This window comes from Sinorhizobium chiapasense, assembly GCF_045277575.1.
In the GTDB taxonomy this organism is placed as follows: Bacteria; Pseudomonadota; Alphaproteobacteria; order Rhizobiales; family Rhizobiaceae; genus Ensifer; species Ensifer chiapasense_A.
On the sequence record NZ_CP144206.1, the window covers coordinates 719,336 to 743,089 of the forward strand.

Annotated in this window: 18 protein-coding genes; 14 read left to right on the forward strand and 4 right to left on the reverse strand. The window is 62.0% G+C overall.

The window, feature by feature from the left end:
* Positions 1–80: 80 nt before the first annotated feature.
* From QM996_RS22155 to kduD, 5 genes are all read left to right on the forward strand, one after another.
* Positions 81–1,349: an ABC transporter substrate-binding protein gene (locus tag QM996_RS22155; protein ID WP_334198201.1), complete on the forward strand. Its 1,269-nt coding sequence runs from the start codon at positions 81–83 to the stop codon at positions 1,347–1,349.
* A gap of 206 nt (positions 1,350–1,555) precedes the next feature.
* The gene (locus tag QM996_RS22160) at positions 1,556–2,584 is read left to right on the forward strand and encodes a carbohydrate ABC transporter permease (protein ID WP_334198202.1); all 1,029 of its coding nucleotides are present in this window, start codon (positions 1,556–1,558) and stop codon (positions 2,582–2,584) included.
* Complete coding sequence (locus tag QM996_RS22165) at positions 2,581–3,633, forward strand: carbohydrate ABC transporter permease (RefSeq protein WP_334198203.1); 1,053 nt, start codon at positions 2,581–2,583, stop codon at positions 3,631–3,633. The genes QM996_RS22160 and QM996_RS22165 overlap by 4 nt, the downstream gene beginning before the upstream one ends.
* Before the next feature lie 10 nt (positions 3,634–3,643).
* Positions 3,644–4,729, forward strand: coding sequence for an ABC transporter ATP-binding protein (locus QM996_RS22170; protein ID WP_334198204.1), 1,086 nt, complete (start codon positions 3,644–3,646; stop codon positions 4,727–4,729).
* Positions 4,713–5,471, forward strand: coding sequence for a 2-dehydro-3-deoxy-D-gluconate 5-dehydrogenase KduD (gene kduD, locus QM996_RS22175; protein ID WP_334198205.1), 759 nt, complete (start codon positions 4,713–4,715; stop codon positions 5,469–5,471). The genes QM996_RS22170 and kduD overlap by 17 nt, the downstream gene beginning before the upstream one ends.
* Positions 5,472–5,622: 151 nt before the next feature.
* Here kduD and QM996_RS22180 read toward each other — a convergent pair whose 3' ends face one another.
* From QM996_RS22180 to QM996_RS22190, 3 genes are all read right to left on the reverse strand, one after another.
* The gene (locus tag QM996_RS22180; protein WP_334198206.1) at positions 5,623–6,789 is read right to left on the reverse strand and encodes an ATP-binding protein; all 1,167 of its coding nucleotides are present in this window, start codon (positions 6,787–6,789) and stop codon (positions 5,623–5,625) included.
* A 157-nt stretch (positions 6,790–6,946) separates the two neighbouring features.
* Complete coding sequence (locus QM996_RS22185; protein WP_334198207.1) at positions 6,947–8,422, reverse strand: NAD-dependent succinate-semialdehyde dehydrogenase; 1,476 nt, start codon at positions 8,420–8,422, stop codon at positions 6,947–6,949.
* Positions 8,423–8,682: 260 nt separating this feature from the next.
* Complete coding sequence (locus QM996_RS22190) at positions 8,683–9,951, reverse strand: 4-aminobutyrate--2-oxoglutarate transaminase (RefSeq protein ID WP_334198208.1); 1,269 nt, start codon at positions 9,949–9,951, stop codon at positions 8,683–8,685.
* 228 nt (positions 9,952–10,179) lie between these two features.
* On the opposite strand from QM996_RS22190, the gene QM996_RS22195 reads away from it, so the two are divergent.
* The 5 genes from QM996_RS22195 (at position 10,180) to QM996_RS22215 (ending at position 16,463) form a co-directional block, all read left to right on the forward strand.
* Positions 10,180–10,992: a MerR family transcriptional regulator gene (locus QM996_RS22195; protein ID WP_334198209.1), complete on the forward strand. Its 813-nt coding sequence runs from the start codon at positions 10,180–10,182 to the stop codon at positions 10,990–10,992.
* A 304-nt stretch (positions 10,993–11,296) separates the two neighbouring features.
* The gene (locus QM996_RS22200) at positions 11,297–12,505 is read left to right on the forward strand and encodes an acyltransferase family protein (RefSeq protein ID WP_334198210.1); all 1,209 of its coding nucleotides are present in this window, start codon (positions 11,297–11,299) and stop codon (positions 12,503–12,505) included.
* 15 nt (positions 12,506–12,520) lie between these two features.
* The gene (locus QM996_RS22205; RefSeq protein WP_334198211.1) at positions 12,521–13,624 is read left to right on the forward strand and encodes a glycosyltransferase family 2 protein; all 1,104 of its coding nucleotides are present in this window, start codon (positions 12,521–12,523) and stop codon (positions 13,622–13,624) included.
* Positions 13,625–13,655: 31 nt separating this feature from the next.
* Complete coding sequence (locus QM996_RS22210) at positions 13,656–14,654, forward strand: glycosyltransferase family 2 protein (RefSeq protein ID WP_334198760.1); 999 nt, start codon at positions 13,656–13,658, stop codon at positions 14,652–14,654.
* Positions 14,655–14,666: 12 nt separating this feature from the next.
* Positions 14,667–16,463, forward strand: coding sequence for an ABC transporter ATP-binding protein (locus tag QM996_RS22215; RefSeq protein WP_334198212.1), 1,797 nt, complete (start codon positions 14,667–14,669; stop codon positions 16,461–16,463).
* Positions 16,464–16,641: 178 nt separating this feature from the next.
* On the opposite strand, the gene fba is transcribed toward QM996_RS22215, so the two are convergent.
* Positions 16,642–17,685 carry a class II fructose-bisphosphate aldolase gene (gene fba / locus QM996_RS22220; RefSeq protein ID WP_334198213.1) on the reverse strand — a complete coding sequence of 348 codons (1,044 nt, stop codon included), beginning with the start codon at positions 17,683–17,685 and terminating at the stop codon, positions 16,642–16,644.
* A 767-nt stretch (positions 17,686–18,452) separates the two neighbouring features.
* Here fba and QM996_RS22225 point away from each other — a divergent pair.
* Genes QM996_RS22225 through QM996_RS22240 form a run of 4 tightly spaced genes read left to right on the forward strand, consistent with a single transcriptional unit; the run spans position 18,453 to position 23,754 of the window.
* Entirely contained in the window at positions 18,453–20,051 is a 1,599-nt protein-coding gene (locus tag QM996_RS22225; protein ID WP_334198214.1) for a peptide ABC transporter substrate-binding protein, read from the forward strand.
* A gap of 53 nt (positions 20,052–20,104) precedes the next feature.
* A complete protein-coding gene (gene oppB / locus QM996_RS22230) occupies positions 20,105–21,028 on the forward strand; it encodes an oligopeptide ABC transporter permease OppB (protein WP_247959647.1) in 924 nt (307 codons plus the stop codon).
* Positions 21,021–22,151, forward strand: a complete 1,131-nt coding sequence (locus QM996_RS22235) for an ABC transporter permease (protein ID WP_334198215.1) — start codon at positions 21,021–21,023, stop codon at positions 22,149–22,151. The genes oppB and QM996_RS22235 overlap by 8 nt, the downstream gene beginning before the upstream one ends.
* 1 nt (position 22,152) lies before the next feature.
* Positions 22,153–23,754 (forward strand): ABC transporter ATP-binding protein, encoded by a 1,602-nt coding sequence (locus QM996_RS22240; protein ID WP_334198216.1) that lies wholly within the window; start codon positions 22,153–22,155, stop codon positions 23,752–23,754.

The window sequence follows — 23,754 nt, forward strand, 5'->3', positions numbered from 1 at the left end:
TTGCGCCGGCCGGGAGAAGCCGGCGCCATCCCAAACGAGCGGGAGGACGCTCGTCTATGGATATGTGGAGGAGAAGGACAATGAAGAAGACCAAAACGATGCTCGCGGCGCTCGCCGTCGGGCTTCTGACGTCGACGGCAGCGATCGCTGGCGACGTGCGAATCATGTGGTATTCCGATGGCGTCGAGGGCGAGGTGCTGAAGGACCTGCTCGATCGCTTCATGAAGGAGAACCCCGGGATCAACGTGATCCTCGACAACGTCTCCTACAGCGTCGTCAAGGAGCAACTGCCGGTCCAGCTCGAAGCCGGCAACGGCCCGGATATCGCCCGCGTCACCAACCTGAAGGCCCAGAGCCAGCACTGGCTCGACCTTAGGCCGCTGGTCGCCGATCCCGCCTATTGGGACGAGAATTTCGGCGCGCAGGCCGACTGGATGCGCCCCGACGGCTCGAACCAGATCTCCGGCTTCATGACTCAGATCACGATCGCCGGCGGGTTCGCCAACAAGACGCTGTTCGACCAGGCCGGCGTCGCGATCCCCGGCAAGGACGCGACCTGGGACGATTGGGCGAAGGCGGCCAAGCAGGTGGCAGAAAACCAGCAGGTGCCCTTCCCAATGGCGCTTGACCGCTCTGGCCATCGCCTCAGCGGCCCGAACCTCGCCTATGGCGGCAACTATATCGGCACTGACGGCAAGCCGGCGCCGCTGGACGAAGGCACGAAGAACTTCCTGAAGACCTTCGTCGGCTGGGTTGCCGACGGCACGATGAGCAAGGACGTCTGGGTTTCGGCCGCAGGCTCGACGTATCGAGCCGCTGCCGACGACTTCATCAACGGCCAACTCGTCTATTACTATTCCGGCTCCTGGCAGGTCCCGAACTTCTCGACGAAGATCGGCACGAACTTCGACTGGGTGGCGACCGGTAGCCCCTGCGGCCCGGCGAACTGCACCGGCATGACCGGTGGCGCCGGTCTGGTTGCAATCAAGTACACCAAGAACCCGAAGGAAGTCGCCAAGGTGATGGACTATCTTGCGAGCGAACCGATCGTGAAGGAGTTCTCCGAGCGAACCCTGTTCCTGCCCGCGCATAAGGGTGTGCTCGCCAAGGGGCTGGACTTCAAGACCGACGACGCCCAGGCGAAGGCCGCGCTCAATGCCTTCGTCGAAGCGAGCACGTCGCTTTCCGACGTTGCGCGCAAGCTGCCCGGCTGGCTGTGGTCCGATGCCGTCTATGGCGCGCTGGTCACGCGTGTCAGCCAGGCGGCTGCCGGCGAGATGACGGTGGACGAGGCCTTTGCCCGCATCGACTCGGATATCGCCACGAAGGTGAAAGATAGCGGGAACTGACCGGAGCAATTGATACCCGATGTCCGCCGGCATGAAGCACCGTGCCGGCGGGGTCACCTCGCGTATCAGCGCGGGCAGCGTCGCGTTCTTGCGTAAGCGCTCGAAGCAACACGCCCGACAGTCCGCCCTTCGGCAAACCGAAATTTATCAAACTCCGGCAGCGATAGTTGCATACATAATAGCGATCGGTGGGTGAGGAGCCAGGAATGAAGGCAGATGTTCCAAAGGGAAGCGGATCCGGCCTGGGGGAAACAGCGATGGTGCCCGTTCGCCTGGCGATGGCCGCCATCGATGCGCCGCTGCGCTGGGTTCAGCGCCGGCTCGGCATCGGCGGCATGGCGACCTTCTTCCTGCTGCCGAACATGCTGATCTTCGGCATATTCGTGCTGCTGCCCTTCTTCATCAACTTCGCCTATTCCATGACCGGCGGCACGGCTCTTTTCCTGCCCGACCGGAGCTTCGTTGGAGGCGACCAATATGCGCGCCTCTTCGATTGCGTAAACTACGCCGACCCGAACTCGTGCGCGGAAGACACCTTCTGGACGGCCGTCGGCAACACCGCCTGGTTCGTGGTGCTGCAGGTCACCCTGATGATCCTGTTTTCGCTGGTGACCGCCCTTATCCTCAATCGCGATCTGATGGCGCGCAGCTTCTGGCGAGCGGTGTTCTTCTTTCCCGTGTTGCTGTCGCCCGTCGTTGTCGGCTTGATCTGGAAGTGGATCCTGCAGCGCCAGGGCCTGCTCAACTTTGGTCTCTACGGCCTGGGTTTTGAGCCCTACACCTGGCTCAACGACCGCAATTGGTCCTTTGCTGCGACCGTCGGCGTTTCGATCTGGGCGCATATGGGCTTCTACACGCTGATCCTGCTTGCCGGCCTGCAGGCGATCCCGAAGGATCTCTATGAGGCGGCCGAGATGGACGGCACCCGTCCGGCGCGTGCCTTCTGGCGCATCACCCTGCCGCTCCTGATGCCCAACCTGCTCGTTGTCATCGTGCTCGTCCTGATCCGCGCCGTGCAGATCTTCGACGAGGTCTATGTGCTGACCGGCGGCGGCCCGGGCACCAGCACGCTCTACATCACGCAATACATCTACGAGACCGGCTTTGCGACGCAGTTGCGCAATCCAGGCCTTGCGGCAGCGGCCTCAATCCTGATGGGCGCCGTGCTGGTGGTGCTGACGCTGGTCCAGCTCGGCCTTGGCCGTAAAGGCGAGAAGAAGGGAGCCCGCAAATGAGCCGTGTCGCCGAATTCATCTTCCGCCGCCGCGGCCGCAACGGCTGGCACTGGACCGACATCTTCACCTGGGTCTGGCTGATCGGCGGTCTCTTCATCATGTTCGGCCCAGCCGTCTGGCTCGTCGGTTCCTCCTTCAAATCGCCGGCGGCCCTTGCCGAATTCCCGCCTTCGATAATGCCCTATGTGACTCAGAAGGCTACGGTCGAAGGCTACGACAAGCCGCTCGACCTCTACGAGGTGACAATGCCAGATGGCAGCAAGAAGGTGCTCGCCGAGGTCCGCCGCATCGGCATTGTCAGCCAGATGGTTTCACTCGAGAAGCCGACCGAGATCGTCAAGGTCAAGATCGCCGAGCGCACGCCGGTGCGCACGATGTCCTTCGCGACGTCGAACTATAGCGAGCCTTTCACACATTTCGACTTCGTCCGCTATCTCTGGAACTCCGTGTTCGTGACGGTGACGGCGACGGTGATCACGCTGATCGTCAACTCGATGGCTGCGTTCGCGCTCAGCAAATATGAATTCCGGGGCCGAACCTTCGCGATGCTGCTGATCCTCGCCACCCTCATGGTGCCACTCTCGGTGATCATGGTGCCGCTCTATTCGATCGTCTCGGCGCTCGGCCTCTTCAACAATCTCTGGGGCGTGATCCTGCCGACGGTCGCCACACCGACCGGGGTCTTCATCCTGCGGCAATACATGCTGACCATCCCAGACGAGTTGATCGACGCGGCACGGATGGACAAGGCGTCGGAGTGGCAGATCTACTGGCGCATCATTCTGCCGCTGACGTCACCGGCGCTCGCCGTGCTGGCGATCTTCTCCGTCGTCTGGCGCTGGAACGACTTCCTCTGGCCGTTGATCGTGCTCTCGCGCAAGGAACTTTACACACTGCAGGTCGGCTTGAGCATCTATTCCGGCGAGCTGAACGTGCAGTGGCATTTCATCCTCGCCATGACGGTCGTGACCATGATCCCGGTCGTGCTCGTCTTCATCTTCCTGCAACGCTTCATCACCACCGGCATCGCCGGCACCGGACTGAAATAAGGGGGCACCCATGGGCCACATCAAGCTTACCAATGTGACCAAGTCGTTCGGCGCCGTCGACGTGCTTCATGACATCAACCTGGAGATCAAGGACGGTGAGTTCGTGGTCTTCGTCGGCCCATCCGGCTGCGGCAAGTCCACGCTTCTGCGCATGATCGCCGGATTGGAAAAGCCGACCGGTGGCGAGCTTTCGATCGACGGCAAGGTGGTCAACGACGTACCGGCCGCCGACCGCGGCCTTGCCATGGTGTTCCAGTCCTATGCGCTCTATCCGCATATGAGCGTGCGCCAAAACCTCGCCTTCGGCCTCGAAAACACCCGGATGCCGAAGGCGGAAATCGCCGAGCGCATCGCGGAAGCCGCGCGCATGCTGGAGATCGAAGCCTATCTCGAGCGCCGCCCCGGGCAGCTCTCGGGCGGCCAGCGCCAGCGCGTCGCAATCGGTCGCGCCATTGTTCGTCGCCCGGTCGCCTTCCTGCTCGACGAACCGTTGTCGAACCTCGACGCCGAGCTGCGCGGCTCCACCCGCGCAGAGCTTGCGGCCCTGCATGCACGGCTCTCGGCGACGATGATCTATGTGACGCACGACCAGGTCGAGGCGATGACGCTCGCCGACCGCATCGTCGTCTTGCGTGCCGGCCGCATCGAGCAGATCGGCACGCCGCTCGAACTCTACAACAGGCCTGCAAACCGTTTCGTTGCCGGCTTCATCGGCTCGCCGCACATGAACTTCCTTGAAGGTACGCTCGAAGCCGCCGGTTCCGGCTCGGCTGTCGCGACGCTGAAGGGCGGTCACCGACTGCAGGTTCCGATCGACGGGGCCGCGATCACAACCGGCGCGCCGATCACCCTCGGCGTTCGACCCCAGCACGTCACGCTTGATGCCGGCGAAAACAGCATCCCGGCGAAGATACGCCTCGTCGAGGCGCTTGGTTCCGAAACCGTGCTGCACGCTGATGTCGCCGGTCAGAAGCTGCTGGTCGTCGCACCCGGCCAGCATGACCTGGCACCCGGCGTCGATATCAGGTTGTCGCTGGCCGCCGCCCCCATCCATCTCTTCAACGACAAGGGGCTTCGCCTTGAACGCGCTGTTTGATCTCACCGGCAAGACCGCCCTCGTTACCGGCGCCCGAACTGGCCTTGGCCAGGGCATGGCGCTCGCACTGGCACGCGCCGGCGCCGATATCGCCGCCCTCGGTTCCTCGCCGATGCCCGAGACGGCGGCGCTGGTCCGCGAAGCGGGCGTGCGCTTCCACGAACTGACGGTCGACCTCTCCAAGCGCTTCGATGCGAGCGCAACCATTGCCGAGATTGTCGCCGCCCTCGGCGGCATTGACATCCTCGTCAACAATGCCGGCATCATTCGCCGCGCCGACCTGCTCGATTATCGCGAGGAGGATTGGGACAGTGTGCTCGACGTCAACCTGAAGGCAGCTTTTCTGCTGTCGCAGGCCGTTGCGCGACACATGGTGGAAACCGGGCGGGAAGGCCGGATCGTCAATGTCGCCTCGATGCTGACCTTCCAGGGCGGCATCCGCGTGCCGGCCTATGCCGCCTCGAAGCACGGAATTGCCGGCCTCACTAAGGCCATGGCCAACGAGTTGGCGCGGCACGAAATTACCGTCAATGCGATAGCGCCGGGCTACATGGCGACCGACAATACCGAGGCGCTACGCAACGATCCTGATCGTAACGCGCAGATCTCCGCCCGAATTCCGATGGGGCGCTGGGGGACACCGGACGACCTGGCAACGGCCGTGCTCTTCTTTGCCGCGCCTGCCTCCCGCTATGTCACCGGAACGGTGTTACCCGTCGACGGCGGCTGGCTGGTCCGGTAGGCAATCTGGATCGGTGGCCGGAAAGCTGGGAGCAATATCTGCCCAAGCCTTGCCGGTTTGCAGGAAGAAGCGCAGAGTCAAGATCATCGCTGGATGAACTTCGGGCTGCTCTGATGGTCGGCGCAGGAAGGCGCCGCTTGCTTAGACGGAGTCAAGCAAGATCACGCAATAGCTTTCCAGCGGCAGCGAGCGGCATTGCCTCGACGTTATGGCTTAGTGGAAATACTCCCGAGCCAGGATATATGACAAGCCGTCGTTCGGGATCTATTGCCTCACAAGCGAGGTAGAAGCCCTTTTCGAGTTTTGGGGTGAGGCTGCGTTTGATCTCGATTGCCCACGGACGCCGACCCGCGGGCGTTATCAGGAGATCGATTTCGGCGCCGGCTGCCGTACGGTAGAAGTTCATTTGAGTGCCGTAGGGCAGGACTCCAGAAAGCGTTTCTATGACAAAGCCTTCCCAACTGGCGCCCGCCACGGGGTGGCCAAGGACCTGTTCTTGGTTTGTCAGTCCTAGAAGCGTATGGGCAATCCCGCTGTCGCGGACGTATACGCGGGGCGACTTGACGAGGCGCTTACCGAAATTGGAGTGCCAGGGTACCAACCGTCTGACTAACAGGAGATCAACAAGTAGGTCGAGGTAATTCGCCACGGTCTTGCCGTCGACGCCCAACGCGCGGGCAAAATCCGCAGCGTTGAGGAGGCTCGACTGGTGATGCGCAAGCATCGTCCAGAAGCGCCTAAGCGTCTCGGCCGGGATGCGGGGACCAAATTGCGGGATGTCTCGCTCGAGGTATGTTCGGATGAAATCTTGCCTCCAGCGATGGCTGGCCCGGTCACTCGCGGCAAGGAAACTGTCAGGAAATCCCCCGCGCACCCAAAGTGCGTTGATATCCGTCTCCGGAACTTCCAGGCCGTTGATCGGGTGCATTTCCAAATAGGCAATGCGGCCAGCGAGGGTCTCGCCAGTTTGCTTCAGTAGATCGATCGATGCGGAGCCTAGCAGCAGATACTGTCCAGATCGTCTGCCAGATCTTCGGCCGCGATCGAGCAGGCCACGCAGGTTTTGAAAGAGGTTCGGCAACCGGTGGACTTCGTCAAGGATTACCAGCTTGTCCATGTGTTGCTCAAGATAGAGCTCTGGTTCGCTGAGCTTGGCCCGATCTGCCTCGGATTCGAGATCAAGATAGATCGATGGACGCTGCTTAGCGATCGCAAGTGCAAGCGTGGTCTTCCCAACCTGGCGCGGCCCAATGAGTGCCACCGCAGCGTTGGTGTCGATGAGGTCTGTTAGCGTAGTGGTTATCTGCCGCTCGATCATCCTTGCATTTATGGAGTTTAGTTCCAGAATTGCAAGGTAGATTCTTCATGGGGAGACCTACTCGCGGCACTTGCCGCCTGTGCCACACGTTTTTACGCCCCAGTTCAGATCCTAATGACGAAGTCAGTGTCATCTTAAAGCGCAAGGTCTGCATGGGTCAGATGTTGCCCATGCAGAGATATTTCATCTCGAGATAGTCTTCGAGCCCGTGGCGTGAGCCTTCGCGGCCGATGCCCGATTGCTTGATGCCGCCGAAGGGGGCGGCTTCCGAGGACATGCGGCCGGTGTTGATGCCGACCATGCCGTATTCCAGTGCCTCGGCCACATGCCAGACCCGCTTCAGGTTCTCGGCATAGAAGTATGCCGCGAGACCGTAGATCGTGTCGTTGGCCTCGGCGATCACCTGCTCGGCCGTTTCGAAGCGGATGATCGGGGCGATCGGACCGAAGGTCTCTTCCTGAGCAACGCGCATGTCGGTCGAAATGCCGGTGAGGACGGTCGGCTCGAAGAAGGTGCCTGACGTACCGATCCGGTGGCCGCCGGCGCGCACCTTGGCACCTTTGGCAACGGCGTCGGCGACATGGGCCTCGATCTTCTCGATCGCGTGCTTGTCGATCATCGGGCCGATGGTGATGCCCGTGGCGAAGCCGTCGCCAACGCTCAATTCGGCGACGCGCCGGACGAATTTCTCGGCAAAGACGTCATGCACGCCCGATTGCACATAGATGCGGTTGGCCGAGACGCAGGTCTGGCCGGCATTGCGGAACTTCGCCTGGATTGCGCCATCCACTGCCTCATCGATGTCGGCGTCGTCGAAGACGATGAAGGGGGCGTTGCCGCCGAGCTCCAGGCTGACCTTCTTGATCTGGTCGGAGCATTGTCGCATCAACAGCCGCCCGACTTCGGTCGAGCCGGTGAAGCTGATCTTGCGGACCTTCGGATTGCTGCAGAGTTCGCGTCCGATCGCGGCACCTTCCGCGGCATAGATGAGGTTGACGACACCCGCGGGGAAGCCGGCCTTTTCGGCGAGCACGAACATGGCGCCGGCAACGAGCGGGGTTTGTTCGGCGGGCTTCAGCACGATGGCGCAGCCGGCGGCAAGCGCCGGCGAGATCTTCCGTGCCACCATCGAGGCCGGGAAGTTCCAGGGCGTGATGGTGCCGACGACGCCGACGGGCTGCTTGATGACGAGCATGCGGCGGTCGTTTGCCGGTGCCGGGAAGGTCTCGCCATAGATGCGCTTCGCCTCTTCCGCATACCATTCGACATAGGCAGCTGCGTGCAGCACCTCACCCTTCGATTCGGCGATCGGCTTGCCCATCTCGGCCGTCAGGATGGCGGCGAGATCGTCGGCGTATTCGACGATCAGGTCATGCCAGCGCCGAAGCACGGCGCTTCGGTCCTTGGCAGGTTTTGCCGCCCAGAGGATTTGCGCCCTTGCGGCAGCCTCGATCGCCACATGGGCCTCTTCGATGCCCATGTCCGGGAGGGTTGCCAGCAGTTCGCCGGTAGACGGATTGAAGACGTCGAAGGTTGCGCCGGTCCAGCCTTTGGCGGCATGTGCTATTGCGGGAAGCGGCGCGAACAGTTCGGCGGCGCGCAAGTGCTTGGTCAAGGCGGGGGTCAAAGTCATTGGCGGGCATCCTCCGGCGATGGCCCGCCGCGAGGCGGCAGGCCCGCTTTTGCTTGTTCTTGCGAGTACCGATCGACGCCGGCACCCGAGCTTTGCGCGCCTGAATTGGCGCACGGCACCCACAGTGCGGCGCGTTTTTCAAGACGCGCTAAGATCGCCGCTGTAGTCCTTTGAATTGCTGCATAATTTTGTCCCTAAGTCGATCCCGATCCAAGGAATTATGCACCGGGCAACCGGGTTAGCGGTCGCCCGGTCGGGCGTCAACCGCGCGCCGCGAGGATCGACGCTTCGAGAATGTCGAGCGCTTCGGCGAAGACTTCGTCCTGGATGGTGATCGGCGCCAGGAAACGAATGACGTTGCCGTGCACGCCGCAGGTCAAGAGGATCAGGCCTTTTTCCAGAGCGATCAGCCGCACCTTGTTGGCGAAGTCGGCGCTCGGCAGGTTAGTCTTCACGTCGTTGAACTCGACGGCGTTCATGAAGCCGGGGCCACGGATGTCGGCGATCTGCGGTGCCTGCTCGCGGATGGCGGCGAGGCGCTGCTTGAGGCGGCCACCGAGTTGTTCGGCGCGTTCGCACAGCTTCTCCTCGGCGATGACATCAAGCACCGCATGCGCAGCCGCAATGCCGAGCGGATTGCCACCATAGGTGCCGCCAAGGCCGCCGGGGGCCGGCGCATCCATGACCTCGGCGCGGCCGGTGACGGCGGCCAGCGGGAAGCCGCCGGCGAGGCTCTTTGCCATGGTGATGAGATCGGGTGCGACGTCGTGGTGCTCCATTGCGAACATCTTGCCGGTACGCGCAAAGCCGGTCTGCACTTCGTCGGCAATGAGCAGGATGCCGTGCTGGTCGCAGATCTCGCGCAGCGCCTTCATGAAGGCGGTGGGAGCGGGGTAGAAGCCGCCTTCGCCCTGCACCGGCTCCAGGATGATGGCGGCGACGCGGCCCGGATCGACGTCGGCGGCGAAGAGCTTCTTCAGCGCCGTGAGCGATTGTTCGACGGTGATGCCGTGCAACTCGATCGGGAAGGGGGCGTGGAAGACGTCGCCCGGCATCGCGCCAAAGCCGACCTTGTAGGGAACGACCTTGCCGGTGAGCGCCATGCCCATGAAGGTCCGGCCGTGGAAGCCGCCGGTAAAGGCGATGACCGCCTGACGCCCGGTCGAAGCGCGGGCGATCTTGACGGCGTTTTCGACAGCCTCGGCACCGGTGGTCACGAAGATCGTCTTCTTGGCGAAGTCGCCGGGCGTCAGTGCGTTCAGGCGCTCGGCGAGGTGCACGTAGGATTCGTAAGGGACAACCTGATGGCAGGTATGCGTGAAGCGATCGATCTGGGCTTTGACCGCTTCGATGACCTTCGGGTGGCGATGCCCGGTATTGACGACCGCAATGCCGGAGGCGAAGTCGATGTAGCGATTGCCTTCCTTGTCCCAGATTTCCGAGTTTTCCGCACGATCGGCATAGATCTGGGTGGTCATGCCGACGCCACGGGAGATGGCGGCGTTCTTGCGGTCGGTAAGGCTGGTCATGGCGCGTTCCTGTCACATCTGGAGTTAATATATTGCATTTTTTCTGCAAGTTTATTCTGGAAGTGGTACACCTTTCACTGTCGATTGCAAATCAAATTTGGTGATCGAGACAACACGGGCGCTGATGTGTCGTTCTTGTCAGATCTCGATCGCGACGGCTAAGGTTGGCGGCACTTCGGCACGGCACGGATTCGTGTTGACGCCGACGGTTAGTGAAGGAAACGGAGAATGGGCGCGGTGCGCTACAAGGTTGCCGAAGCGGCGCGTCTGGCGGGGGTTTCCGCTTCGACGCTGAGGCTGTGGGAGACGCAAGGGCTTGTTGTGCCTGAGCGCTCGCCGACGGGGCATCGGCAATATACCGAGAGCGATCTTGCCCGGTTGAAGCGCATCGCCTGGTTTCGCGCGGAACGCGGCCTCAATCCGGCGGCGATCCGCGAGGCGCTCGAAGCAGAAGGTGCCGCGGAAGACCACAGCGGAACGACGACCAGTGACGGCACCGACAACCAGGTGGGACGCAAGCTCAGGAGCCTGAGGCATGCGGCCGGCAAGACCCTGGAGCAGGTGGCCGGCGAGATCGGCATCGCCGCATCGGTGCTTTCGACGCTGGAGCGCACCTCGCAGGGCGTTTCGGTGGCGGTGCTTCATAACATTGCCGAATATTTCGGAACGACCGTTTCCAGCCTTTCGGGTGAGGGGGAGGCGGATGCACGCGCCGTGGTGCGGGCGGGCGAATGGCGGACCTGGCCGCGCACGACGCCGGGCGTCACCGTGCAACTGCTCGCCGATGGCCGCAACCAGATGGACTGTCACCGCTTCGTGCTGGAGCCAGGCGCTTCCAGCGAGGGCGCCTATCGGCATGAGGGTGAGGAATTCGTCTACGTCCTCTCCGGCCGCGTTGAGTTCATTCTCGACAGCGACCAGTTCTATGACCTCAGCGTAGGGGACTCGCTCTACTTTGAGAGCAAAAGGCGTCATGCCTGGTCGAACCGGCACGACGGCGAAACCGTGTTGCTTTGGGTCAACACGCCCCCGACGTTCTAAACCGCGAGGCTCAAGCAAAACAAAGGTTTGCGACATTGGTGCGCGGCGACGGTCGGACTCGTCGGCGTCCCAATACTCATTTGTCTAGTTGGCGCCACGGCTCGTTGCTAACCAGAGGTCAAAGTTTGGCCCCTATTCGACCCTAGATTTTTAAGGGCCGCCTTCAACGCATAGTGCGACGACCAGACCTTTCACGCTTCTTTCGAAGCAAATGGCAACCTCGCGGCAAAAATCGTAGCTGACCAGAGAGTTGGCTCCACAAGGAACGAGGCCTGCAAGGGTCGAAACTCCGAGGGGATGTTCAATGCCGAATATGCGCGACCGTCAGTTGGACGGGTTGCGAGCCGCTGCCGTTTCAATGGTACTGTACGCGCATTTTTTTGCCGCGGACGATTCCCATTGGGGACACATCGGCGTGCGGCTGTTCTTTGTTCTCAGCGGCTTTCTGATCACACGGCTACTGCTCGACGCCCGTTCCGCCGCTCAGTTCGAGCCGGTGACGGCTCTCAAGTCCTTCTACGCGCGTCGCGCCCTGCGCATCTTTCCACCCTATTTTGCCATGCTGGGCGTCCTGTGGCTGGTTAACCTGGAAGGCGCCAGGGAAGGCTGGGTCTGGCATGCGCTCTACTTCTCGAACTTCTGGTATGCGCTGAGGGATGCATGGACACCGTGGGTGCTCTGTCACACCTGGAGCCTGAGCATTGAAGAGCAATTCTACATCGTCTGGCCGTTGCTCATTCTGCTGACGCCGCGCCATCTGCTTGGGCGGCTTTGCGTCGGCGTGATCGCCGCTTCGCTGGCCTACCGCTTCTATTGGCCGCTGACGGGAGAACCGTCGCTTGCGCGCGACCTGTTGCCGCCCGCCTCGATGGATGCACTGGCGGCGGGAGCGCTCCTCGCCGTCCACCGTTCGACGACCATGTCTTGGCCGCGGTGGATGACGATCAGTTGGCTGCCGCTTTCCGTCGTGTCCCTTGCGCTCCTTTGGGCCCGCGTGACGGCGATGGGACCGGTGCTCGATTGGCTCGTCTGGATCGGTCTCGAAGCCCTTCCGCTCGTCCCGCTTGCGATGCTGGTGGGGCGTGCTTCCACCGGCTTTGGCGGTCGGGTCGGCAGGCTGCTCGAACTTCAGCCGCTGACCGCGCTCGGGCGCGTCAGCTATGGCGTTTATCTGTTTCATCCCGTTGTGCTTGCGCTGGTCGTCAAGGCGCAGGCGTGGATACCGATCAACGTTGCCGAGCAGGGGCCTGGGCGCTTGCTCGTCGCCGGCTCCGTCACATTGATCGTGGCTGGTCTCTCCTGGTCCGCATTCGAAAAGCCGCTCAATGCCCTGAAACGGCATTTCCCCTATGTGCGCCCGAACAGCGGCTTCGGCGCCGCCCCGATGAGCACGGCGCAAGCCGACGATTGGCTTCTCGGGCAAACCGACGAGGGGCTGCGCCCTGTTTACCTTCCGGGGGCAGGTGCTTCCTGCGCCCGGGGAAAGACGCTTCAGGCGTCAGATCTGCAATAACGTTCGAGGTTGCCCATGACCGTTCCGTTGGTTTCCGTCCTGTTGCCCGTCTACAATGCCGAGCCCTATCTCGGTGCGGCGCTCGAGAGCATCCTGAGGCAGGACCACCAGCGGCTCGAGATCATCGCTATCGACGACGGTTCGCACGATCGCTCGCTGGAAATCATGCGGCGCTATCAGCAAGCGGACGGTCGCATTACCATCGTCTCCCGCGAAAATCGCGGGCTGATCGCAACCTTGAACGAGGGCCTCGCCCTGGCGAAAGGCGATCTCATCGCCCGGATGGATGCCGACGACATTTCCTATCCGTCGCGACTGTCGCGCCAGGTGTCGTCGTTCGTTGAGCAGCCGGAGCTCGCACTCTGCGGCACGGGCATCGACACGCTCCTTGGCGACCGCATCATCCGCGGCACGCCCAATCCGATCTATCAGCCGGCAAGCCTCAGGGCATTGTCGAAGTTCTTCACGATCTTCATCCACTCGACCGTCGTCTACAACAGGCACGTCATCCCGCAGGATATGCTGAGCTACGACGCGCATTATGTGCATGCGGAGGATTTTGATCTCTTCCGGCGTGTCACCGACCGTTATCCCGCGAAGATGATCGACGAGGCGCTGATCGCTTACCGCATCCACGGCAACAGCGTGACCAATACGCACAAGCGCCAGATGCGCCGCACGCATCTGGCGATCGTTGCCGAAAACCTCGAGCGCGAAGGTCTTTGTCACAATCCCGGCGTCTTGAACGATATCGGGCTTGCGCTGACGTCCGAAACGATCCGGCAAGCGGCCGGGTGCATCCGTTCACTCGAGGAGAGGGTCTCGGCGCTTCCTCCGCAAACCCGCGCGGGCTACGAGGCGGGCACGTTGAATCTCTTCTATTTTCTCTATCAGCTCGTCAGCGACGAACGGCGGCCGGAACTCACCCATGCGTTTTTGACGCAGACGGACAAATGGGGGCTCATTCGTCGTCGGGAACGATATGGCCTTATCACGGGAGCCCGTGCCCCGTGGTGCAGCCGCCTGTCATTGGCGGCCACCAGCCGGCTGGACGCTTTGTCGCGATATCTGCGTTCCGTACCGGCGGCGAGCGTGCTTCCAGCCGAAGGGATGCACTAGCATGACCGTCGAAGGCTTGAAGTGGAATGCGATGGAGCGGAGCGGCGTGGCGGAGACCTCAGCCGCGTTGGCGCCTACGTCACGCGAGGCGCCTTTCGCAAGCTTTATCGTCTGCACGCGCAACCGCGCCGAGGCGCTCGAGACCTGCATCCGATCGATCGAGACGGTTTGTGGTGTCCATGCTGCCGTCCGGTCGGAATTGGTTGTCGTTGACAACGGATCGACCGATGACACGCCGGAGCGAATTGCTCGGATTATCGCCGCATCACCGCTGACTGTCACGCACGTGGTCGAGAGACGGCCGGGGCTCGCTGCTGCGCGCAACGCGGCCATGGCACGCGCCCGCGGCTGCATCTTGATCTTCATCGACGACGATTGCGAAGTCGACGCGAACTATCTGCGCGACCTGGAGCGCCACTACGCAGGTGGCGAAGGCGCGATCATCCGCGGTGGCCGCGTCGAGCTCGGAGACGCCAGCGACCTGCCCTTCACGATCAAGCGGTCGAGCGCACGCGAACGTTTGACCAGTGATGTTCATCCGGGTGGCTTCATCTTGGGCTGCAACATGACGATGCAGCGGGAGGTCGCACTGCGGATCGGTGCTTTCGACGAACGTTTCGGTGCCGGCGCCCCGCTGCGTTCGGCCGAAGACACGGACTATCTGGTGCGCGCCTATCGGCTCGGCATTCCGGTCGAATATGTTCCCGATATGGCCGTCTTCCATCACCACGGCCGCCGTGCCCGCACGACCATCGAGACGCTTCATCGCAACTATAGCTTCGGCAATGGCGCACTCTGCGTGAAACACATCCGCACCGCGCCATGGCTGCTGCGGCATTTCTGTTGGACCCTCCGGTCTGCCTGCGCGGAAATCTTCGGTGGCCCCCGGTTTGACCCCGTGTTGCACCTCTCTCACTGGCCGATTGCCTTGATGAACCTGCTTGGCGCTCTGAAGTTCCTCCGTCTGTTCGTCGCCGCACGGACGGCGGGCCAAGTCGAGCAGCGGGCCGAAGAACAACTCCAGGGCTGAGGAGACGCCATCATGTTCCGTATCCTCCTGCCGAGCCTGCAGCTGCTGCGCAATGCATTGGGTGGCCAGTTGCGTCTGCTTCCGGTCGTGACGATCCTCGGCCTTTGCAGTGCGGCACTGGAGGGCGTCGGGATCGGCCTCATTATTCCGATGCTGGGAATCATCGCCGGCAATCAGGACCCGGCGGCGTTGAGCGGCATCTCCGCTCTCTTCCAGCAAGTTGGATCGGGCATGGACGACCGTCAGCGGCTGATCGTCATCGCGGCTGCCGCCTTTGCCCTGATTTCTCTCAAGAACGTCCTGGCTTTCGCCAATACGGTGCTTGCGACCTTCATTTACGGCAAGGCGGGCCATTCGATCCGCGGCGCTCTGTCGTCTCAGCTCCTCAAGGTCGGCTATCCCTTCTTGATGAAGGAGAATCCGGGGCGATTGCTCAACATCATTTCAAACGAGTCCTGGCGGGCTTCCGATGCGGTGCAAACGGTGCTTGCGGCGTTGGTGAATGGCTCGGCCGCCATCATCCTGCTCGCGTTCCTTCTGCTTTTGTCCTGGCAGATGACCTTGTTCGTCGCGCTCGGCCTCGTCCTGGTCCAGCTCCTGCATTATGTCCTGTCCGCAACGCTTAAAGCCCCGAGCCGCGATGTCACCGCCTTCAACGGCGAACTGGCGGCGCGCATGCTCCATCTGGTTCACGCCGGCCGCTTGATACGGATATTCGGCCAGGAGGCGCGGGAAAAGGTCGCGTTCGATGGAGCGTCGGATGCCGTTCGGCGCGCAGCGTTCACGCTACAGGCCCGCCAAGGCCTGCTGCCGCCGCTGACAGAGACGCTCCACTCCGCGCTCTTCCTGGCCGTGGTCGTCGGCGCCTGGTCTGTCGGCGTTATCTTTCCCGTCATCGTCGCCTTCGTGGTCCTGCTCTACCGCTTGCAGCCGCATATGCGTGCACTGCAAATGTCCTGGAGCCAGATCCAGGGATGGAGCGGTTCGCTGGAGGAGGTGCGCTGGCTGCTGGATCCGTCCGACAAGCCAAGGCCGCCGGAGGGAAGGGAGCCCTTCAGCGGATTGCGACGGCAACTGAGATTTGACGACGTCAGTTTCCGCTATCCGAACGCCGATTCCCGTGACGTCGTGCTGCAGTCGGCAGCATTCGAAATCCGCGGCGGCCGTTCGACGGCGCTTATTGGCCGGTCCGGTGCCGGCAAGACGACGATCGTCAATCTGCTATGCCGCTTCGTCGAGCCGGACGAGGGGAACATTCTGGTCGATGGTGTCCCGCTGAACCGGATCGACCCGGTGCAATGGCGAAGCCGGATTGCGCTTGCGAGCCAGGATCTGGAACTCGTTGATGGGACGATCCTGGAGAACATTACCTATGGCCGGGAGGAAACCACAGTAGCCGAAGTGGAGCATGCGGCCAGGATGGCCGAAGCGCATGGCTTCATCGTAGGCTTGCCGCAGGGCTATCAAACCGTCGTCGGCTATCGAGGCGCCAGCCTCTCGGCAGGGCAGCGGCAGCGGGTGGCGCTCGCCAGGGCCCTGGTGCGCGATCCGGATATCCTGATCCTGGACGAAGCCACCAACGCGGTCGACGGGCTATCGGAAGCGGCCATCGTCGAGACGTTGAAGTCGAGAGCGGGACGCCGCACGACGATCGTCATCAGCCATCACCGCAGCACGATCTCGTTTTGCGACGAGGTCGTCATCCTCGGTGGCGGTCAGGTGAAAAGCCAGGCACCTTTCGCCGACGTCGCCAGCCTGACCATGGACCAGCTTTATGAGCACGAAACCGTGGAAGAGCGGCGGGCTTGAGGGTCCTGTCGGCGCTGCCTCCGGTCGCTTGGCCACTCCCAGCTTTCGATGATCGAAACGCAATCGACGCGCGGCCGTCTGGTCACGGGCCGCGCGTCGATTTGTCTTTCGTGGGAATGGGCCGCCCGCTTCCCGTGGTCTCAATGCCTTAAGCGGAAAGCGGGCGGGTTCTCAGGAATCAGGCGGCCGCGTAGCGCTTGGCCATTTCCGGCAGGCGCAGGGCGCGGATCTTCGATGCCTTGCCGGCGGTGCGGAAGGCTTCGAAGCGCTCTTTGCAGACCTCTGTCATCAGTGCGGTGGCCGGCTTCAGGTAGTTGCGCGGATCGAAGTTCTCCGGATTTTCGGCGAAGTTCTTGCGGATCGTGCCGGTCATGGCGAGGCGCAGGTCGGTGTCGATGTTGACCTTGCGCACGCCGAGCGGGATCGCCTTCTGGATTTCCGAGACCGGCACGCCCCAGGTCGGCTTCATCTTGCCGCCATAGGTGTTGAACAGGTCCTGCAGATCCTTCGGCACGGAAGAAGAGCCGTGCATCACGAGGTGCGTGTTCGGGAGCTTCTTGTTGATCTTGGCGATCGTTTCGATCGACAGGATGTCGCCATCGGGCTCGCGGGTGAACTTGTAGGCGCCGTGGCTGGTGCCGATTGCAACGGCCAGAGCGTCGACGCCGGTCTTGGTGACGAAGTCGAGCGCCTGGTCCGGGTCGGTCAGAAGTTCTTCGCGCGACAGCTTGCCTTCGAAGCCGTGGCCGTCTTCCTTGTCGCCTGCGCCGGTTTCGAGGTTGCCGAGGCAGCCGAGTTCGCCTTCGACCGAAACGCCGGCCGCATGCGCGATCTTCACGACCTCTGCGGTGACTGCGACGTTGTATTCATAGCTGGCGACGGTCTTGCCGTCCTTTTCCAGCGAGCCGTCCATCATGACCGAGGTGAAGCCGTTGGTGATCGCAGAGATGCAGGTGGACGGCTGGTCGCCGTGGTCGAGGTGCAGACAGACGGGGATATGCGGGTATTCTTCCGCCGCGCCCAGGATTAGGTGGCGCAGGAACGCATCCCCCGCATAGGAACGGGCGCCACGGCTTGCCTGAAGGATCACCGGGGAATCGGTGGCATCGGCGGCGCGCATGACGGCCTGAATGTATTCGAGATTGTTCACATTGAACGCCGGCAGCGCGTAGTCGTTCTCCGCCGCATGGTCGAGCAGTTGCCGCAATGTGATCAATGCCATTCGCTATCTCCCTTGGTGCTTGGCGCAACCTTTCCGGTGCGCCACAAAAACAATCCGGCTTGAAGCGCCGCATGGACATCATCGCAGGCAGGCGATGGCCGGTATTTCCGTGCGGCGTGACAGCACACGCGAATTGGTCGCGCCCACCGAAGTCCGGCGCACAATAGTTCATCGAAGTGGTTTGACAACCGGGCAAAAGGCAGGTTGCCAGAGGTCGAAAGTCGCTTCAATCGATTTTACTGTGGACTGGAAGCAACACCCTTCCTGTGAACTGGTTTCACTTTCTGGTGGTGCCGGTGAGGGGATGGAGGCAAGAGCCGCAATTGCAACCAGTGGGCGTCTGTTTCGCATTGCACCCTACGCCGGTCGCGTGCGTGGTGGAAACGATCTGTCGCCAGGAAGGGAACGGGCCGCAAGAAGATTGCGGCGAACGGCGCCATTCTTTGCGCACATTACGTAAACTGCCGGCGAAATTCACAAACTTTGCACGAGGCTTGATTCGATGGTGACTCCGGCCTTGTTTTGCCGATAAAATTTTCAGACCTAAAACGTTGCAGGAGATTTCCCGAAATTGCCCTGCTTTCGTCATATGTCCGTCGCAAAGGCGACGAAAAGAATCGCAAACGAAATACAACCTATGAGATAGAAGGAATTCTGTCCTATAGATAAAGATGCAGACAGCCGCAGAATCCGCCTTGCGTTTAAGGACGATTTGCACTTCTCTCCTGCGATCACAAACCCAAAACAAGGGGAAGGAGAGAAACAAAATGGCTTCACTGAAACTCAACCTTAGCGCTGCCGCGCTGATCGGCTCGCTGCTCATCGGAGCAAGCCCGGCGCTGGCCGAAGCTGTCCTGCATCGCGGCAATGCGGGTGAGCCGCAGACCCTGGATCAGGCCCATACGTCGATCAACATCGAGGCGTTCATCCTCAAGGACCTCTACGAAGGCCTGACGGTTTATGACGCCGCAGGCAAGATCATTCCCGGTGTGGCCGAAACGTGGGAGCTTTCGGACGACGGTACGGTCTATACCTTCAAGCTGCGCGCTGATGCGAAGTGGTCGGACGGTTCGCCGGTGACGGCAGAAGACTTCGTCTTCTCCTTCCGTCGCGTCGAGGATCCGAAGACTGCAGCCGGCTATGCCAACATTCTCTTCCCGATCAAGAATGCTGAAAAGGTCAACAAGGGCGAACTGCCGACCGACCAGCTCGGCGTGAAGGCGGTCGATGAAAAGACGGTGGAAATCACCCTCGAGCGTCCGACCCCGTTCTTCCTGGAGCTCTTGGCGCACCAGACCGCACTTCCGGTCAGCAAAGCGAGCGTCGAAAAGAACGGCAACGACTTCGTCAAGCCGGGTGTGATGGTTTCCAACGGCGCGTTCACGCTGACCGCCCACGTTCCGAACGACAGCCTGACCGTCGTCAAGAATGCCAACTACTGGGATGTGGCCAACGTCAAGCTCGACAAGGTCATCTTCTACCCGATCGACGACCAGGCTGCCTCTGTTCGCCGCTTCGAAGCCAAGGAAATGGACCTCGTCTACAACTTCTCGGCCGACCAGATCGACCGTCTGCGCAAGTCCTATGACGATCAGGTCCACGTTTCGCCGTCGCTTGCGACCTACTACTATGCCTTCGACACCCGCCAGGCGCCTTACAATGACGTGCGCGTCCGCCAGGCCCTGTCGATGGCCGTAGACCGCGACTTCCTTGCCAAGGAAATCTATGCCGGCTCGCAGCTCCCCGCCTATTCGATGGTTCCCCCGGGCATCGAAAGCTACGGTGAGCCCTCCAAGGCCGAGTTCGCTTCGATGTCGCAGCTCGACCGCGAAGACAAGGCGATCGCCCTGATGAAGGAGGCCGGCTACGGCGAAGGTGGCAAGCCGCTCGAAATCGAGCTGCGCTACAACACCAACCCGAACCACGAGCGTGTTGCGACCGCTGTCGCCGACATGTGGAAGAACACCTTCGGCGCCAAGGTGTCGCTGGTGAACCTCGACGTGTCCTCGCACTACGCCTACCTGCAGGAAGGCGGCAAGTTCAACGTCGCCCGCGCCGGCTGGCAGGCGGACTATGCGGACGCAGAGAACTTCCTGGCACTCAGCGTCGGCTCCAACAAGACCTTCAACTACGGCCACTTCGAAAACGCTGAATTCGACGGCCTGATGAAGAAGTCCTACGACGAGCAGGATCCGGCTGCTCGCTCGAAGCTGATGCATGAAGCCGAAGCGCTGCTGATGAAGGAACAGCCGATCGCTCCGCTTCTGACCCAGGCCGATCTGTGGCTGGTCGCCAGCCGCGTCAAGGGCTGGGCGGACAATGCGCCGAACGAGCACTTGAGCAAGTTCCTGAGCATCGCCGAATAACGAACAGGAACGACGCGCGGTGACAGGCCGCGCGTCGCCTCCGGAGTACGTCCATGATTTCCTTCATCCTTCGCCGATTGGCGAGTGCGGTGCCGACTTTGTTTATCGTCGTCACCATATCCTTCTTCCTGATGCGGTTCGCCCCTGGTGGCCCCTTCAACCTCGAGCGTCCTCTTCCGCCACAGACGATGGCGAACCTGATGAAGACGTATCAGCTCGACCAGCCGCTTTGGCGCCAATACACGCACTATCTCAGCAATGCGGTGACCGGCGACTTCGGCCCGAGCTATGTCTATAAAGACAACAATGTTGCCGAACTGATCGGCAAAGGTCTGCCCTATTCGATGGAGCTCGGCTTTTACGCGCTTCTTGTCGCGCTGATCGGCGGTGTAACCGCTGGTACGATCGCGGCGCTTAGGCAGAACAGCGTCCTCGATTTCACGATCATGTCGTTCTCGACGATCGGCGTCACCGTGCCGAACTTCGTCGTTGGACCGGTGCTGACGCTTGTCTTTGCGATTGTGCTCGCATGGCTGCCGGCCGGCGGCTGGGGCGATGGTTCCCTGCGCTTCCTGATCCTGCCGATGATCGCGCTGGCGCTGCCGCAGCTCGCAGTCTTCGCGCGCCTGACGCGCGGCTCGATGATCGAGGCGTTGCATACCGACCATATTCGAACCGCCAAGGCCTATGGCCTGCCGTCACGCACCGTTGTCGTGACCCACGCCATGCGCGGTGCGATGCTGCCGGTCGTCTCCTATCTCGCGCCTTGCGCAGCAGCGCTTCTGACCGGTTCCGCCGTCGTCGAGACGATCTTTACCATTCCAGGTGTCGGCCGCTATTTCGTACTCGGCGCCATCAACCGCGACTACACGCTGGTGATGGGCACGGTCATCCTCGTCGCCATCTTCGTCATCGTCTTCAATCTCCTGGTCGACATTCTCTACGGCCTGCTCGATCCGAGGGTTCGCCATGACTGATATCGTCCAGACACCGGTGGCGACACCGGAAACGAAGGGGCGAAGTCTCTTTCAGCTCGCGGCCATGCGCTTTAGGCGCAACCGCGCTGCCATGGCCGGCTGCTTCATGCTGGCCTTGATCGCACTGTTCTCGTTCCTCGGGCCGCTGTTCGTCCCGCACACCTACGATCAGGTCTTTCCGTCCTACGTGTCGATCAGCCCGAGCCTCGAGCCGCGCCCCGATACATCCACGCTTCAGGACGTGATGGAAGGTGTGGCGACCCGCGCTCGTGTCACGCTCAAGGAGTTCAACGTCGAGGGTGAAACCTTCACCGCGACCATCACCTCCGAACAGCCGATCGACGCCCGTGCAACGCGTTACTTCGACCGGGCCAACGAATTCCGCGACACGCAAGTGGTCGCAACTGAAGACGATGGGCGGACGCTGAAAGTGACCGGTCAGGTCGATCGTGAATACTTCCCGTTCGGCACCGATTCCAACGGCCGCGACCTTCTGGTGCGCGTCATGCTCGGCGGACAGATCTCGATCGCCGTCGGTCTCCTCGCAAGCCTGGTCTCGCTTGGCATCGGCGTCGTCTATGGCGCGACATCGGGCTATATCGGCGGCCGCGTCGACAACGTCATGATGCGCCTGGTGGAGATTCTCTACTCTCTGCCCTTCGTCTTCCTCGTCGTCGTGCTCGTGGTGTTCTTCGGCCGCTCATTCATCCTGATCTTCCTGGTGATCGGCGCGGTGGAATGGCTCGACATGGCCCGCATCGTGCGCGGTCAGACGCTGGCGCTCAAGCGTCGCGAATTCGTCGGCGCCGCGCAGGCACTCGGCCTCACAGACTGGCAGATCATCCGTCGGCACATCATCCCCAACACGATCGGCCCGGTCATCGTCTTCGTGACCGTCGTCGTGCCGAAGGTGATCCTGCTCGAGAGCTTCCTCTCCTTCCTCGGTCTTGGCGTTCAGGCGCCGCTGACGAGCTGGGGCGCGCTGATCTCGGAAGGCGCAAACAACATCCAGTCGGCGCCGTGGCTCTTGATCTTCCCGGCCATCTTCTTTGTCCTGACGCTGTTCTCGCTGAACTTCGTTGGCGACGGCCTGCGCGATGCGCTCGACCCGAAGGATCGCTGACATGGCAGATACCAAGGAAACCATCCTGGCCGTGCGCGGCCTCAAGGTAAACTTCTCGACGCCTGACGGTACCGTGGAAGCGGTCAAGGGAATCGATCTCGATGTCCGTACCGGCGAAACGCTTGCCGTCGTCGGCGAGTCCGGCTCCGGCAAAAGCCAGACGATGATGGGGATCATGGGGCTGCTCGCCAAGAACGGTGAGGTCGAAGGCTCGGCGCGCTACCGTGGCCAGGAGCTTGTCGGGCTGCCGCCGAAGGCGCTCAACCAGGTGCGCGGTGCGAAGGTCACCATGATCTTCCAGGAGCCGATGACCTCGCTCGATCCGCTCTATCCGATCGGCCGCCAGATCGCCGAGCCGATCGTGCACCACCGTGGCGGCACGTTCAAACAGGCGCGGGCCCGCGTGCTCGAACTGCTCGAGCTCGTCGGCATCCCGGATCCGGGGCGCCGTATCGACAGCTATCCGCATGAGCTATCGGGCGGTCAGCGTCAGCGCGTGATGATCGCCATGGCGCTTGCCAACGAGCCGGATCTCTTGATTGCGGATGAGCCGACGACGGCGCTCGACGTGACGATCCAGGCACAGATCCTCGATCTGCTGAAATCGCTGCAGAAGCGCTTCGGCATGGCGATCGTGCTGATCACCCACGACCTCGGCATCGTCAAGCACTTCGCCGATAGCGTTGCGGTGATGCGCCGCGGCGAAGTGGTGGAGCGAGGCGCGACGGCTGACATCTTCGAACGGCCGCAGGCCGACTATACGAAGATGCTGCTTGCCGCTGAACCCAGCGGTCGCAAGGCATCGCCGGCCGACAGCGCGCCGATCATTCTCGAAGGTCGTGACGTCTGCGTCGATTACCAGATCGGCGGTGGCCTGTTCCGGGGCGGCAAGTCGGTCTTCCGCGCCGTGGACAGCGTCAACCTGCGCCTGAAGGAAGGACAGACGATCGGTGTCGTCGGCGAGTCCGGCTCGGGCAAGTCGACGCTCGGACGCGCGCTTCTCCGGCTTCTGCCGAGCAGCGGTCACTACCGCTTCGGAACCACGGATATTTCCGGTTTCGATCGCGGGCAGATGCGGCCACTACGCCGCACGCTGCAGCTCGTCTTCCAGGATCCCTACGGCTCGCTTTCACCGCGCCGCACCGTCGGCGAGATCATCACCGAAGGTCTCTATGTGCATGAGCCCGAGCTCAGCCGTGCCGAGCGCGACCGCCGGGCGTCCGAGGCGCTGAAGGAAGTGGGGCTCGATCCGGCGTCGCGCAACCGCTATCCGCACGAGTTCTCGGGCGGCCAGCGGCAACGCATCGCCATTGCCCGCGCGATGATCCTGAAGCCGAAGGTCGTCATTCTCGACGAGCCGACGTCGGCGCTCGACCGCTCGGTGCAGGGCCAGGTGATCGAACTTTTGCGTGACCTGCAGCGCTCGTATGGGCTCTCCTACATCTTCATCAGCCACGATCTTTCGGTGGTGAAGGCGATGTCGGACTACGTGATCGTCATGAAAAACGGCAAGATCGTCGAGGAAGGCCATACCGACGCGATCTTCGAGGCGCCGAAGCAGCCCTACACCAAGACGCTGATCGGCGCAGCCTTCAACGTCTAG

Bases quoted from the DNA above. Each gene is read 5' to 3' on its own strand.
- QM996_RS22155 (WP_334198201.1), top strand. From the start codon at position 81: ATGAAGAAGACCAAAACGATGCTCGCGGCGCTCGCCGTCGGGCTTCTG.
- QM996_RS22160 (WP_334198202.1), top strand. From the start codon at position 1,556: ATGAAGGCAGATGTTCCAAAGGGAAGCGGATCCGGCCTGGGGGAAACA.
- QM996_RS22165 (WP_334198203.1), top strand. From the start codon at position 2,581: ATGAGCCGTGTCGCCGAATTCATCTTCCGCCGCCGCGGCCGCAACGGC.
- QM996_RS22170 (WP_334198204.1), top strand. From the start codon at position 3,644: ATGGGCCACATCAAGCTTACCAATGTGACCAAGTCGTTCGGCGCCGTC.
- QM996_RS22180 (WP_334198206.1), bottom strand. From the start codon at position 6,789: ATGATCGAGCGGCAGATAACCACTACGCTAACAGACCTCATCGACACC.
- QM996_RS22185 (WP_334198207.1), bottom strand. From the start codon at position 8,422: ATGACTTTGACCCCCGCCTTGACCAAGCACTTGCGCGCCGCCGAACTG.
- QM996_RS22190 (WP_334198208.1), bottom strand. From the start codon at position 9,951: ATGACCAGCCTTACCGACCGCAAGAACGCCGCCATCTCCCGTGGCGTC.
- QM996_RS22195 (WP_334198209.1), top strand. From the start codon at position 10,180: ATGGGCGCGGTGCGCTACAAGGTTGCCGAAGCGGCGCGTCTGGCGGGG.
- QM996_RS22200 (WP_334198210.1), top strand. From the start codon at position 11,297: ATGCCGAATATGCGCGACCGTCAGTTGGACGGGTTGCGAGCCGCTGCC.
- QM996_RS22205 (WP_334198211.1), top strand. From the start codon at position 12,521: ATGACCGTTCCGTTGGTTTCCGTCCTGTTGCCCGTCTACAATGCCGAG.
- QM996_RS22210 (WP_334198760.1), top strand. From the start codon at position 13,656: ATGGAGCGGAGCGGCGTGGCGGAGACCTCAGCCGCGTTGGCGCCTACG.
- QM996_RS22215 (WP_334198212.1), top strand. From the start codon at position 14,667: ATGTTCCGTATCCTCCTGCCGAGCCTGCAGCTGCTGCGCAATGCATTG.
- fba (WP_334198213.1), bottom strand. From the start codon at position 17,685: ATGGCATTGATCACATTGCGGCAACTGCTCGACCATGCGGCGGAGAAC.
- QM996_RS22225 (WP_334198214.1), top strand. From the start codon at position 18,453: ATGGCTTCACTGAAACTCAACCTTAGCGCTGCCGCGCTGATCGGCTCG.
- oppB (WP_247959647.1), top strand. From the start codon at position 20,105: ATGATTTCCTTCATCCTTCGCCGATTGGCGAGTGCGGTGCCGACTTTG.
- QM996_RS22235 (WP_334198215.1), top strand. From the start codon at position 21,021: ATGACTGATATCGTCCAGACACCGGTGGCGACACCGGAAACGAAGGGG.
- QM996_RS22240 (WP_334198216.1), top strand. From the start codon at position 22,153: ATGGCAGATACCAAGGAAACCATCCTGGCCGTGCGCGGCCTCAAGGTA.